General features: G+C 74.1%; 8 protein-coding genes. All 8 read right to left on the bottom strand.

The genetic code is table 11. The features are described 5' to 3' along the window. Nucleotides 1-101, bottom strand: a 101-nt coding sequence (locus tag AB0E62_RS06895) for a sugar phosphate nucleotidyltransferase (RefSeq protein ID WP_358262032.1), incomplete at its 3' end; no start/stop codon positions are given. A 157-nt stretch (nt 102-258) separates the two neighbouring features. Beyond that, nucleotides 259-4,830, bottom strand: a complete 4,572-nt coding sequence (locus AB0E62_RS06890; RefSeq protein ID WP_362189144.1) for an Rne/Rng family ribonuclease — start codon at nt 4,828-4,830, stop codon at nt 259-261. 262 nt (nt 4,831-5,092) lie between these two features. After that, on the bottom strand, nt 5,093-5,869 hold the full coding sequence (locus AB0E62_RS06885) for a TIGR03936 family radical SAM-associated protein (RefSeq protein WP_362189141.1): 777 nt from the start codon (nt 5,867-5,869) through the stop codon (nt 5,093-5,095). A 48-nt stretch (nt 5,870-5,917) separates the two neighbouring features. After that, on the bottom strand, nt 5,918-6,997 hold the full coding sequence (locus AB0E62_RS06880) for a hypothetical protein (protein ID WP_362189138.1): 1,080 nt from the start codon (nt 6,995-6,997) through the stop codon (nt 5,918-5,920). A gap of 85 nt (nt 6,998-7,082) precedes the next feature. Next, entirely contained in the window at nt 7,083-8,429 is a 1,347-nt protein-coding gene (locus tag AB0E62_RS06875; RefSeq protein ID WP_362189135.1) for a vanadium-dependent haloperoxidase, read from the bottom strand. Nucleotides 8,430-8,547: 118 nt separating this feature from the next. Continuing rightward, on the bottom strand, nt 8,548-10,605 hold the full coding sequence (locus AB0E62_RS06870) for a restriction endonuclease (RefSeq protein ID WP_362189132.1): 2,058 nt from the start codon (nt 10,603-10,605) through the stop codon (nt 8,548-8,550). A gap of 187 nt (nt 10,606-10,792) precedes the next feature. Then, the gene (locus AB0E62_RS06865) at nt 10,793-12,754 is read right to left on the bottom strand and encodes a TIGR03960 family B12-binding radical SAM protein (RefSeq protein WP_362189129.1); all 1,962 of its coding nucleotides are present in this window, start codon (nt 12,752-12,754) and stop codon (nt 10,793-10,795) included. A gap of 70 nt (nt 12,755-12,824) precedes the next feature. Beyond that, nucleotides 12,825-14,324, bottom strand: a complete 1,500-nt coding sequence (locus AB0E62_RS06860; protein ID WP_362189127.1) for a CYTH and CHAD domain-containing protein — start codon at nt 14,322-14,324, stop codon at nt 12,825-12,827. Nucleotides 14,325-14,336: the final 12 nt, after the last annotated feature.

Raw genomic sequence — 14,336 nt, 5'->3', positions numbered from 1 at the left:
TCCACGCCCTCCGGCCCCACCGGCACCAGCGCCTTGGGCAGCGTGTCGGTGTAGGGGCGCAGACGCCGTCCGGCGCCGGCCGCCAGCACAAGGCCTATCATCGCGGTTTCTCTCCTTTGGTTCAGGTGCGGACCGTCGGCCCCGTCCGGCCGGGGCGCCGTACGCGGTCGACGGTCGGTCGCCCGCCGGCCGGGGCCGGCGGGCAAAACGGGTGTGGCCCTGTCCGTGGACAGGACCACACCCTGTACGGCGGCGCGCTCAGTCGTCGGCGGCCGGGGACGACGGCGCGGACTTCGCCGTCGACTTCGCGGCGGCCGTCTTGGCGGTCTTCGTCGCCTTCTTGGCCGTCGTCTTCTTCGCGGCCGTCTTCTTGGCCGCGGTCTTCTTGGTGGTGGCCTTCTTCGCCGCCGCCTTCTTCGCCGGTGCCTTCTTGGCCGCCGTCTTACGGGCGGTCTTCTTGGCCGGGGCGGCCGCCTCGGCCTCCTCGGCTCCCTCGGTCACCGGAGCCTCGGCCACGGGGGCCTCGGCCGCCGGAGCTTCCGCCGCCGGAGGGGCCGCCTCGGACGCTGCCGACGGGACGACCACGACGGCCGCCTCCTCGGGCGCGGTCGGCGCGGTGGCCTTGCGCACCGCACGGCGGCGCGGGCGGGCCGGCGCCGGGGCGCTGTCGACCACCGGCTGCTCCGCCTCGGCGGGCTTCCCGGCCTCGGCCGGGGCCTCGGCGACCACGGCGGACGGCTCCGCCGGGGCCGGTACGGCCTCGGCCGCGGGCGCGGTCTCCGGCACCGTCACCACGGCCGCCTCGGCGCCCGCGGGGGAGCCGGCCGGGGCCGACACCTTCCGGGTCGCCCGACGGCGCGTACGGCCCTTGGGCGCGGCCTCCTCGGCGGCCGGGGCCTCCGCCTGCGGCGCCGGGACCACCTGGTCCTCGACCGCCGCCGGCTCGGCCAGCGCCTCGGCTGCGGACTCCTGCCGCACCGGGCGCGCCGCCGCCTCCTCGGCGGTGACGTCCTGGGCGGTCGGCGCCGCGGCCTCCGCGACCGGCTGCCCGGCCTCGGCCTTCTCCTCCGTGCGAGCGGCCTTCTCTGCCTTCTCTGCCTTCTCGGCCTTCGGCGCGCCGGCCGGAGCGGACGCCCGGCGGCTCGCCCGGCGCCGGGTACGGCCACGGGTGGCCGCCGCCTCCGCCTCGGCGACGCTGCTGTACAGCTCCTCGTCCGGCGCGAAGTCGGGCGCGGGCAGGGCGACCGGCTCGGCGGCCTCGGCGGCCACCTCGGCGGCGGACTCCACCTCGGGCGTGACGGCTGTACCGGCCTCCACGGCCACGGCGGGGGTCTCGTGCACGTGCTCGTGCACGGGCTCCGCCGCGTCGGCGCCCCGGCCGCCGCGCTTCTTGCGCTTGCCGCCGCCACCGTTGGCCGTGGCCTGGTCCAGGTGGACGATGACTCCGCGGCCGTTGCAGTGGACGCAGGTCTCGGAGAAGGACTCCAGCAGGCCCTGGCCGACCCGCTTGCGGGTCATCTGCACCAGGCCCAGCGAGGTGACCTCGGCCACCTGGTGCTTCGTACGGTCCCGGCCCAGGCACTCCAGCAGGCGGCGCAGCACCAGGTCGCGGTTGGACTCCAGGACCATGTCGATGAAGTCGATCACGATGATGCCGCCGAGGTCGCGCAGCCGCAGCTGGCGCACGATCTCCTCGGCCGCCTCCAGGTTGTTCCTGGTGACCGTCTCCTCCAGGTTGCCGCCCTGGCCGGTGAACTTGCCGGTGTTGACGTCGATGACGACCATCGCCTCGGTCCGGTCGATCACCAGCGAACCGCCGCTGGGCAGCCAGACCTTGCGGTCCAGCGCCTTGGCGAGCTGCTCGTCGATCCGGTAGGTGGCGAAGACGTCGACCTCGCTCGTCCACCTCGACAGCCGGCCGGCCAGGTCCGGGGCGACGTGCGAGACGTAGCCGTGGATGGTCTGCCAGGCGTCGTCGCCGCTGACGATGACCTTGGAGAAGTCCTCGTTGAAGATGTCGCGCACGACCCGGACGGTCATGTCCGGCTCGCCGTACAGCAGCGTCGGGGCGTTGCCGCTCTTGGCCTTCTTCTGGATCTCCTCCCACTGCGCCTGGAGCCGTTCGACGTCACGGCGCAGCTCGTCCTCGCTCGCGCCCTCGGCGGCGGTGCGCACGATGACGCCCGCGTCCTCGGGGACGATCTTCTTGAGGATGGTCTTCAGCCGGGCCCGCTCGGTGTCGGGCAGCTTGCGGCTGATGCCGGTCATCGAGCCCTCGGGCACGTACACCAGGTAGCGGCCCGGGAGGGAGACCTGGCTGGTCAGACGGGCGCCCTTGTGGCCGATCGGGTCCTTGGTGACCTGCACCAGGACGGACTGGCCGGACTTCAGGGCGGACTCGATGCGGCGCGGCCCGCCCGACATGCCGAGCGCCTCGAAGTTGACCTCGCCGGCGTACAGGACGGCGTTGCGGCCCTTGCCGATGTCGATGAAGGCGGCCTCCATCGACGGCAGCACGTTCTGGACCTTGCCCAGGTAGACGTTGCCGACGTACGAGGTCGACTGCTCCTTGTTGACGTAGTGCTCGACGAGCACGCCGTCCTCCAGGACGCCGATCTGCGTACGGTCACCGTGCTGGCGGACCACCATCACGCGCTCGACGGCCTCGCGGCGGGCCAGGAACTCGGCCTCGGTGATGATCGGGACGCGCCGGCGGCCCTGCTCACGGCCTTCCCGGCGGCGCTGCTTCTTGGCCTCCAGCCGGGTCGAGCCCTTGATGGACTGCACCTCGTCGGACGGCTCGCTGGGCTTGCGCGGCTCGCGGACCTTGACGACGGTGCGCTCCGGGTCGTCGGCGGACGGCTCGGTGTCGGCGCCGCTGTCACCGGCCCGGCGCCGGCGGCGACGGCGCCGGCGGCTGCTGGCGCTGGACCCGGCGTGCTCGTCGGCGCGGCCCTCCTCGGCGTCCTCTTCGTCCTGCTCGGCGGTGTCCTCGGCGTCCTGCGCGGCCTGCTCGGCGGCCAGTTCCTCGGCGTCGGCGTCCGCGCCGTCGCCGGACTCGCCGTCGGCCGCGTCACCGCGCCGGCGGCGGCGTCCGCCCCGGCGGCGACGGCGGCGCGAGCCGGACTCCTCGTAGCCGTCGGGGCCGTCGGTCTCGTCGCCTTCCTCGTCGTCGGCGAGGTCCTCGGCGGGCTCGGGGGCCTCCTCGGCCTCCTCCGGCTCCTCCTCGGCGGCGGGCTCGGCGGGCGGGGTCTCCTCGGCGGCGGCGCGGCGGCGACGGCGACGGCGGGTGCCGGTCTCGGCGCGCTCCTCCGGGTACTCCTCGGGCTCCTCCGCCTCGGCGGCCTCGGCCGCGGCCTCGGCGGCGGCGCGCTCCGGGGTCTGGAAGCGGGGTTCGGTGAACACCGGCGCCTGGAAGACGGCGACGGCGGGACGGGCCGGGCGGCGCTTGCCCTTCGCCTCGGCGGGCTCGGCCGGTTCGGCGGGCTCGGCGGGCTCGGGCGCGGCGGACTGCGCGGGCTCGGCGAACCCGGACGCGGCCCGTACGGCGCGGCGCCGGGCGCGGCGCGGCGCGGCGGCCTCGGCGGCGGGCGCGGGGATCTGCGGGGCCTCGGCGGCGGGGGCCGGCTCGGTGGTGTGCGTGGTCACGGGGGCCTCCGGCTCCGCGGGGGTGGCCGGAGTCCGCTCCTCGGCCCGGGTGGCGGCGGGGGCCTCGGCGGCCTCCTCACCGGCGGGCGCGGAGACCCGGCGGGTGGCCCGGCGCCGGGTGCGGCGCGGGGCGGCCTCTTCGACGGGCACCCCGGCAGCCGCCTCGGCGGGCGCCTCCTGCGGCTCGGTCTCGGCGGCGGGCACCTCTTCGGCACCCTTGGGCGCACCGGCGGGCGCCGACGCACGACGCGTGGCCCGGCGACGCGGACGCGCGGGCTCGGCAGCTTCTTCGGCGGCCGGCTCCGGCTCGGCGGAAGCGGTGGGCTCCGGCGCGGCGGCCACGGCGGGCTCGCTCACCTCGGCGGCGGCCTCGGCCGCCTCGGCACCCTTGGGCGCACCGGCGGGCGCCGACGCACGACGCGTGGCCCGGCGACGCGGACGCGCGGGCTCGGCGGCCTCTTCGGCGGCCGGCTCCGGCGCCGCTTCCGTCCCCGCGGCTGCCGGGGCGGCGGTCTCGGCGGCGGGGGCGGCCGTCTCAGGGGCCTCGGCCGCCGGCGCAGCGGCGGGGGCCGACACGCGGCGCGTGGCCCGGCGGCGCGGACGCGCGGCGGGAGCGGCCTCGGCGGGCGTCTCCGCCGCGGCGGTCTCGGCCTCGGCGGGCGTCTCGACGGCCGGAGCGGTCCCGGTGGTCTCGTCGGTGGCGGTGGGCGCGGTCGGCGCGGACACGCTGCGGGTGGCCCGGCGCCGGGTGCGGCGCGGCGCGGCCTCCTCGCCGACGACGACGGCGCCGGCCTCGGGGACGGCGGGGGCCGGCTCGGCGGCGGCCGGGACGACGGTCTCGGCGGCCTCTGCGGCCTCGGCGGTCACCGGGGAACCGGCAGGGGCCGACGCACGGCGTGTGGCCCGGCGACGCGGACGCGCGGCGGGCTCCGCGGCCTCTGCCGCCTCTTCGGTCGCCTGGGCCTCTTCGGCGCCGGTGGTCTCGTCGTCCTCGACCGCCTCGGCGACCTCGTCGGTCTCCGCGGCCGGTATGGCCGGCACGGTGACCTCGGCGGGCGCCTCGGCCGCCGCTGCGGGCGGGCCCGCCGGGCGGGAGGCGGCACGGCGACGCCTGCGCGGGGGCAGGGTGTCGCTGGGGGTGTTCAGTTCGGAACCCTCTTGGGGTTCGTTCGGTCCGAGCATGCGGGCATTTCTCCCGTCAGGCTCCCGGGCGCCGCACCTGGTCCGGCGCCGGTCTCGAGGGACCGTCCGCCGTTGACGTCCGCGGCCCGCGCGATGCGCGGTGGCCGCCGTCCGGGGCGCGGGCGCCGCACGGGAGCACTCTGTGTCCTGTCTCGCCGGTTCCGTACGCCTTGTCGGTACGGCCTGGCGAAAGTCTTCTGGTCGGTGCGCTGCCCGACCCAGGTGGCTCCCGAGTCCGAGGGCGGCGCTACGACGTCCGTCCCTACGCGGGACCTTCCGGCACCGGCGCCGTCGCGGCGGCGGCCGGCTGGGCCGTCAGGGCCCCGGCAGCCTCGCGGTCGGGCGCGAGCGGGTCGGTCACCGTGCCGGTCTCTTCATCGAACAGCCCCTGCGCCAGCCTGGTCACCGCTGCGGGGACCGGCGGCGCCAGGTCGGCCACGGCGCGGAGACCGGACAGGACGTCGTCGGGTCGTACGGCAGGCGTCACGTGCCGAACAACCAGCCGCAGTATCGCACAGGGCCGGTCGCTCGGCCTATCAGCCGGAGCGCCGTGCGTTTCCAGGCTCACCACCGCCGGGCGGGCGTCGAAGGTGCGGACGCCGTTCTTGGTCATCCGCTGCACCTCCACGGCGCCGGCCCCGGTGAAGGCCTCGACCGCGCGCTCGGCCTCGGCCGGCTCGACGCCGTCCAGCCGCAGCTCCCACACGGAGGCCGTCAGCCGGTCTGCGAGGCCGGAGGTCCGTGCCTCGACCGCCTCGATGATGTCGAGCCCGGCGGGCAGCGACTCGTCGAGGAGGACGCGCAGGGTCTCCGGGTCGCGCGGTGCGGTGAGCGCGATCTCCAGGTACTCCGCCTCACTGCCCGTGCCGGTGGGTGCGGCATTGGCGTACGACACCTTGGGGTGCGGCGTGAACCCGGCCGAGTACGCCATGGGCACCTCGGCGCGGCGCAGCGCCCGCTCGAAGGCGCGCTGGAAGTCTCGGTGGCTGGTGAACCTCAGGCGGCCGCGCTTGGTGTAGCGCAGACGGATGCGCTGCACCGCGGGTGCGGGCGGCGGGCCTTCGGGCTGTCGCTTGCCCAGTGTCGCTCAGTCCTTCGTGAGTGCGGTCGTACTCCTACCAAGAGTACGTGTGCCGGGAGCCACGGGTTCCCGCCGGTCCACCGCGGCCGGCTGCCGCGGGGTGCCGAACAGCATCCGCCGGAACTCGGCGCGGGCCTGCCGCACCGTGTCGCGGGCCGTGGTCACCGCTTCCCGGGTAACCCGTCCCACCGCGCGTACGCCCGCGGCGACGGGCCGCAGGACGGCGGCGCGCACGGCGTGCCCGACGGGGGTCAGGACGGCCCGGTACGCCCAGCGCGCCGGCTCCACGAAGATCCACCGGAAGAGGGTGCCGAGGGCCCGCCCGGCGGCCCGGGAGATCCGCCCCGCGATCCGCCAGGCGTGCCCGAGGGCGTCCCCCACCTCGCGGGCGACGAACGCCAGGAACCGGCCGACGGGCGCGAGCACCCAGCGCCACAGCGCGAGCGCGGGCAGGACGAACAGCACGCGGGCCGTCCAGTACAGGGCCAGGCCGATCCCGGTGACGAGCAGGCCCAGCAGCCGGGCGAGTCCTCGCGCGCACCAGGCGACGGCCCGGCCGACGGGCGCGAGCACCCAGGTGTACAGCCAACGCACGGGGACGACGACCAGGTACCGCACCAGCCAGGCGAGGGCCGCGCAGACGCCGAGCCCGAGGGCGGCCAGTACGGCGCCGACGCCCTTCAGCACCCGGGCCAGCGCCCGCCCGACGGGGACCAGCACGCGCGCGTACACCCACGCGAGGGCGTGTCCGACGGGGGTGAGGACGTACCGGTGGAACCACACGGCGGGTACGACGACGAGGACCCGGCCGAGCCAGGCGAGCGCCCTGCCGACGGGGACCAGGAGGTAGCGCCACAGGGCCACGAACGGCCACACGAACAGGGCCCTGCCGGTCCACCGGAGGGCGCGTCCGAGCGGCCTGAGCACGGTGTCCCGCAGCAGCCGCCCGGCGACGACGAGCACGTCCCACACCATCCGCACCGGCACGACCAGCACCAGGACGACGATCCGCACGGGCAGGCGGACGGCGACGACCAGGCACCCTTCGGGCTGGTGGCGCGGTTCCGGCGGCTTCTGAAGATCCATGTCCGAAAAGACGCGGGAACCCGCCGATCGGATCCAGATCTGTCATGTTCATCGCGGAACAGTGCCGTCGCCCCGGCCCCCCGGGTCAGTCGGTGGTGCCGCCCCCGGCGACCGGCCGGAAATAGTGGTCCAGCGCCCAGGCGGCCACCCGGGCGCCGGCGCGGCGGCCGGCCACGCCCGCCGTACGGAAGTGAACGCCGCCCCACACCCGGGCGTCGACGACGTCCCGGTCGAGGTCGTCGGCCCACCGGTAGTACCGCCTGGTGCCGGTGACCTCCGAGGGGACGTCGAGGTCGATGCGCGAGGTGCCGAGGACGCCGGTCAGGGCGCGTGTCACGGCGGCGGCGACGGTCGGGTGGCCGGCGAGGTAGTCCGGGTGGGGCGGCGTGGGGAGCAGCGGCTCCCAGTCGGGATCGGCCGTCGTCGCGGCGTTGCCGTCGGTGTCCGCGAGGCGGATGGCGGTGATCGGCCGCCAGAAGCCGTAGTGGAGCTTGGCGTCCCAGGCGGTGACGACGGCGTCGGTGGCCGACGCGTTCACGGCGGCGAACAGCCGGGCCGTCGCGGCGATGCCGAGCCGGTGCCGGGCTGCGTGGTCGCGTACGGCCGTCTGGACCTGCGCGACCAGGTTGCCGCTGAAGAAGAGGGCGGTCGCGGTCTGCCGCGCGGTCCTGCCCGAACCGGCCCTCGCGCCCATGACCCGCACCTCCCGGACGTCCTTGGCGTAGGCGGCCGAGGACAGGGCGGGCGGCGGGCCGGGACGGAACTGGCGCGGGGAGGTGAGCAGGAGGGGGCGGAGCCTGGCGAGCCAGGTGTCGAGGAAGGGCTGGTACGCGGGCGGGGTGGGCCGCCAGACGCCCGGGGCCGGGGAAGCGGTGTACGGGACGTCCGCGAATCTGCCGTCCCCTTCGCGGAGTGCGACGATGCGGGCGGCGGCGCGCTTCCCGTAGGCCACGCCCAGGTCTCTGGCCCGGTCGGCCGGGAGAGCGTCGAGCGAGCCGGCGTAGGCGGTGTCGAGCCGCTCCCTGAAGGCGGGGAAGTACGCGAGCAGGACGTCGTGGGCCGCGGTCGCGGCGGCCGCCGCGGAGGACGCCCCGGCCGGACCGCGCTCGCGCCACTTGTACAGGGCGTAGCCGCCTTCGATCCCCACCACGGCGTTGTACACGGCGACGGAGACGAACCCCTGCCAGACCGCCGCCTGCCCGGAGGGACGGGGGCCGAGGGCGGCCGTGATGGTGTCGGTGGCGACGGCGTTCCACTCCCGGACCACGCCCGCCGGGCCGGCACCGGTCCGCTGCCCCGCGCCGGGGGGAGTCGTCGCGGCGGGGGGAGTCGTCGCGGCGGTGAGCGTCAGAAGGGCGACGGCCGCGACGGCGCAGGCCAGGACCCGGACACGGGAACGCGGCGGAACGGGGACAGGAGGCTCTTGGTACACGGCGTGCTCCATGGCGTCGAGTGCCCAAGAACTAACAGCGGCCCCCCGCACCGCCAAGGCAACGCGCCGCGCCCGAGCGCCCGCTCACCCGCCACCGCACTTCTTCAGTCCCGTGGCGTCACTCCACCTCGATGCCGTACTCCTGGACGAGCTGCTCCAGCCCCCCGGTGTACCCCTTCCCTCCAAGCACGAAGTCCCAGTCGCCACTGGGCCTGCGCCGGAAGGAACCGAGCACCAGTGCCGTCTCGCCGGAACGGCCATCGGAGACTTCGAGTCGGCCGAGCTCAGTCATTGCCGGGTCCAGCAACCGGATACACGCATCGGTGAATCCGGACAGGTCGGCCCCCGGGTTCACCTCCGGGTCCACGGCCGCCACGAGCACGAACCGATCAGCTGCTCCCGGCAGCGCGTCGAAGGAGACATGGAGTGCCGCCCTGTCCGGCGCCACGGCCGGCACCGCGCGTACCGAGCCGTCCGGGGTCCGCGGGTTGTTGAAGAAGACGAAGTGGTCTTCGCTCAGGATCCGGTCGCCACGGCAGACGAGAGCGCATACGTCCAGTGCCACACTGCCGGACCACGTCATCCCCAACACGTTGTGGTTGTCGGGCGCTGTTGCAGGACTGGACGGCGACGGCCGCGCTGGAGTCGGTCGTCCACCCTCTCCCAGGCGCCCGCGAAGCCCATGCCGGTGCAGCAGGTCGACGAGTTCACCGCCCGTGATGAGCTCCAAAGGCTTGCCCCTGGCGAACGTGTATGAGCCGGGGCCGAAGCCCGCCGTGGTCACCAGCACTCCCTTGTTGGCGCCGACGTCCTGGACCGTTCCGTACAGATCACGCACCGCGGTGGGCGGCACTGTGCTGCGGTAACGCTTCACCTGTACGACGATCTTGCCGCCACGGATGGGCGTCGGGTCCAACGCGTCGACGTCCACGCCCCCGTCATTCGAGCGTTGGGTCGTCACAGCCTGCATCCCCATGGCACGGAACAAGTCGGCAACGAGTGACTCGAACGCAATCGGATCCATGTCATACAGATCCGGCTCCTCATCACCGCCGTGGGCGGCGACATGATCACCGACATCCTGAGGCTTTCGGCCCGGGCGTACGGAAGAGAGCTGATCAGGGCGGGACGCGAGCTGGCCCCTCAACGCGTCGGTCAGACAGCTGATCGCGTCCACCTGTTCCAGGTGAAGGCCGGTGAACGCCGCCCGCCGGGCCATGACGGTCGCAAGAAAGATGTGCGTTCGTCTGCCCGTCGCCGGATCATGGGCGTCCACGAAGCCGTTCAGGACCACCGAGTCGAGGATGCCGTACTCGTCCGCGACGAAAAGCTGATGCAGGACCAGCAGCAGGCTCTGCGCCAGCACCTCTCGGTACAGCCCACGGCGCTGGGTCACAGGACGCGCGGATTCCTTCTCCTCGTCCTGGGCGGGCACGTACCTCACGGATTTCGCCTCGGGAACCACGTCGTACCCAGGCAGCTCCCAGTCCAGGACCAGCTGCCGGGCCGCTGAGTCGAAGGCTGCCGCGACCTGCCGAGGAAACCCTTCGGGCCAGGCAGTCGACGAGTAGAGAGCCGCGGAGAAGTACTCGACAACGGAGTCAGGATCTCCCCGCCTGACACCCTCGGTCACCTCGACGATGCCGGCATTGTGCCGACGCACCTCCGCCCGCTGGGCCCCGGTCCTCTGCTCGTACTCTCGCTGGAGGGCCGCCAGCTGCCGCTGTCGCTGTGCTTCGGCGGCTTGCGCGGCGTGCCAGTCCCGTTCGAAACGAGCCTGCGCCTCCGCCTGAGCCTGGACTCGCCGGTTCGCGGTCCAGCCTCCCTGCGCCTGGTACTGGCTCGGATCCGGCATGCGCACGGGCCAGGCGAGCTGTCCCGGGTCGAACGGCGGTATCTCTTCCGCGCGCATCAGGGACGACGCCCTGAAGGCCGGCGCCCGACAACCCGCGGCCAGCAGCCCCTGGAGGGAGGCGACCCGCGCGTCCAACTCCTCCGTGCGCCGTCTCGCCTCTGCCTGCCGGTACTGCCGGTACTCCTGCGTGGCACGTCGTTGATACGCCCGCGCCTGCCGTGCCTCTTCCCGGCGCCGTCTGGCTTCGGCTTCCACTTGACGCTGGTGCTGACGCTGCATTTCTGCCCAGGCACCGACAAAACCAGCAGAGCGACGACTCATGCGCTACGGGCCCTCCCCAGGATGTCGGCAGAGCCGACCGAGCTCTGGTTGCCCCCACAACCAGTGGTACGACTTTAACCAGCAATCACCGCTACGGTCCTCAACTTGCCGAAGGCACCTTGCACCGGTTGTCACGGCAGGTCATGACACCTGCGCCCCCTCCGAAGCGAAGGGGGCGCTCATGGTGTCAGTGCGCGTGACCACTCGAAGCCGGCGTCGGACCGGCGTTCTTCACCGTCAGGGGCAGCAGCTTCTTGCCCGTGGGGCCGATCTGGATGTGGGTGTCCATCTGCGGGCACACCCCGCAGTCGAAGCACGGCGTCCAGCGGCAGTCCTCGACCTCGGTCTCGTCGAGGGCGTCCTGCCAGTCCTCCCAGAGCCAGTCCTTGTCCAGGCCGGAGTCGAGGTGGTCCCAGGGCAGGACCTCCTCGTACGTGCGCTCGCGGGTGGTGTACCAGTCGACGTCCACGCCGAAGGGGGCGAGCGCCTTGTCGGCGCAGGCCATCCAGCGGTCGTAGGAGAAGTGCTCGCGCCAGCCGTCGAACCGGCCGCCGTCGTCGTACACCGCGCGGATCACCGCGCCGATGCGGCGGTCGCCGCGGGAGAGCAGGCCCTCCACGATGCCGGGCTTGCCGTCGTGGTACCGGAAGCCGATCGAGCGGCCGTACTTCTTGTCGCCGCGGATCTTGTCGCGCAGCTTCGCCAGGCGCGCGTCCGTCTCCTCGGCCGACAGCTGCGGCGCCCACTGGAACGGGGTGTGGGGCTTGGGCACGAAGCCGCCGATGGAGACCGTGCAGCGGATGTCGTTGGAGCCGGAGACCTCGCGGCCCTTCTGGATCACGCGCGTGGCCATGTCGGCGATCTGGAGGACGTCGTCGTCGGTCTCGGTCGGCAGGCCGCACATGAAGTACAGCTTCACCTGGCGCCAGCCGTTGCCGTACGCCGTCGCCACCGTGCGGATCAGGTCCTCTTCCGAGACCATCTTGTTGATGACCTTGCGGATGCGCTCCGAGCCGCCCTCGGGGGCGAAGGTCAGACCGGACCGGCGGCCGTTGCGGGTCAGCTCGTTGGCCAGGTCGATGTTGAAGGCGTCCACGCGGGTGGAGGGCAGGGAGAGGCCGATCTTGTCGTCCTCGTACCGGTCGGCGAGGCCCTTGGCGACGTCGCCGATCTCGCTGTGGTCGGCGGAGGACAGGGACAGCAGGCCCACCTCCTCGAACCCGGTCGCCTTCAGGCCCTTGTCGACCATCTCGCCGATGCCCGTGATGGACCGCTCGCGCACCGGTCGGGTGATCATGCCGGCCTGGCAGAAGCGGCAGCCGCGGGTGCAGCCGCGGAAGATCTCCACGGACATCCGCTCGTGGACGGTCTCGGCGAGCGGCACCAGGGGCTGCTTCGGGTACGGCCACTCGTCCAGGTCCATGACCGTGTGCTTGGACACCCGCCACGGCACGCCGGAGCGGTTGGGCACCACGCGGGCGATGCGGCCGTCCGGCAGGTACTCCACGTCGTAGAAGGCCGGGATGTACACCCCGCCCGTCTTCGCGAGCCGCAGGAGCACCTCCTCGCGGCCGCCGGGGCGGCCCTCGGCCTTCCACTCGCGGATGATCCGGGTCATGTCGAGGACGGCCTGCTCGCCGTCGCCGATCACGGCCGCGTCGATGAAGTCGGCGATGGGCTCCGGGTTGAAGGCCGCGTGACCGCCGGCCAGGACGATCGGGTCGTCCTCGGTGCGGTCCCGGGACTCCAGCGGGATGCCCGCCAGGTCCAGCGCGGTGAGCATGTTCGTGTAGCCCAGCTCCGTGGAGAAGCTGAGGCCGAACACGTCGAAGGCCTTCACCGGGCGGTGGCTGTCCACCGTGAACTGCGGGACGCCGTGCTCACGCATCAGCGCCTCCAGGTCCGGCCAGACGCTGTAGGTGCGCTCGGCGAGGACGCCCTCCTGCTCGTTGAGGACCTCGTAGAGGATCATGACGCCCTGGTTGGGCAGGCCGACCTCGTACGCGTCCGGGTACATGAGCGCCCAGCGGACATCGCACTCGTCCCACGGCTTGACCGTGGAGTTGAGCTCTCCGCCGACGTACTGGATCGGCTTCTGCACGTGCGGGAGCAGAGCTTCGAGCTGCGGGAAAACCGACTCGACAGGCATCTCGCGAACCTTCATGAGCTGACGGGGGTGACCATCAAGCGTAACCCGACCGGCGGGCCGTCCCGAACGCTCAGCGGGACAGCACGGTGCCGGCCTTCTTCCAGCGCTCGGCCAGCTCCGCCTCCAGCCGGGCCGCGCGGCTCTCCTCCCTGCCGTACAGCAGCCCGTGGGTGAACGCGCTCTCCCCGGCCGCGTGGGCCACCGCGGCCAGCTCGCGCAGGGCGCGGCGGGCCATGACGCCGTCCTGGTGGTCGCCGAGCAGGGTGGTCAGGCCCTTCATGGCCTTGGTGAGGGAACGGGCGGGGGCGCCCAGGGCCTCGGTGGCGGCCTCGGCCGCGTACCGGGTGCGCTTGGCCTTCTTGCGGGCCTCGTGCAGGGCGCGGTCGCGCTCCTCGCCCGGCGGCAGCGCGAGCGCGTGCTCCATCAGGGCCGTGAGCTTGCGCCCGTCCTTGCGTACGGCCCGGGCGAGCGCCTTCTTCGGTTTCCGGCCGGCCGCCGCGCGCAGCGGGGGGTCGGCGAGCAGGGCGTCGAGGGCGTCCAGCAGGGCCAGGTAGCGGTGGGAGTCCAGGACGCCGGTGAGATGGGCGTGGGCGCCGTGGCGGGCCTCGGCCCAGGCGGTGAGCCGTTCCCGGACGGGGCCGGTGACCAGGGCGGGCGGCAGCGCGTCCAGGGCGGTCGTCAGCCGGTCGGCCAGCACTTCCTGGTCGCGGTCGACGCCCAGCTCGCCCGCGAGCCACTTCAGCTCGGCGCCGACGGGGCCGGTGACGGCGCGGTCGAGCAGGCCTGTGAACGTACGCAGGGTGCCGCGGGCCCGGCGGGTGGCGACCCGCATCCGGTGCACCGAGTCGGGGATGCCCCGGCGCACGGCGGGGTCCAGCGCGACCAGCGCGTCCCGCTGGGCGCGCAGATAGGCGAGGACATGGTCGCCGGCGGTCTCGGGGGCGGCGGGCACGGCCGGCTCGGCGGGGCGGTCCGGCGCGGTCTGGGCCAGGGCGCGGGCCAGTTTGGAGGGGGACGCGGACGGCCGCAGGCCCGCCGCGCGCAGCCGCTTCTCCAGCCGGTCGAGCAGGGCCGGGTCGCCGCCGTCGGCGAGTTCCACCTCGATCTCGGTCCACCGGGCGGTCGCGCCGGGGCCGGTGAGCCGCTCGGCGGTCACGGTGTCGAGGCTGGCCTCGGCCAGCAGGGTGCCGTTCGCGTCGACCAGGTGCCGTACGTCCCGGGCGGAGCGCAGCCGGACCAGCGGCACCAGTGCCCGGTCCCGGACCCGGGAGCGGACGAGGGCGGCGATCTCCTCGGGCACGGTGTCGCCGAGCGGCGCCCGGATCTCGTCGCGGACCCCGGGGGCGACGGGGAACTTCAGATGCCAGCCGGCGTCCGCGCCCCCGGTGCGGCGGCGCAGGGTGAGCGAGGCCGCGGCGAGGCGTTCGTCGGCGGTGTCGTAGTAGGTGGCGTCCAGCTCGACCACGCCCCGGTCCAGGACGGCGGCCACCGGGCCGACGCCGGTCAGGTCGGGCAGCCCGCTCCCGTCGGCTTCGTACTTGCGCTCGATCTCACGTTTCGTGTCCGCCATGTACCGAATCTA

Origin of the sequence: Streptomyces sp. NPDC038707, from assembly GCF_040636485.1 — a bacterium.
Taxonomy (GTDB): Bacteria; Actinomycetota; Actinomycetes; order Streptomycetales; family Streptomycetaceae; genus Streptomyces.
Note: the sequence above shows the minus strand (reverse complement) of the source record. Positions and strands in the feature narration are given on the sequence as shown.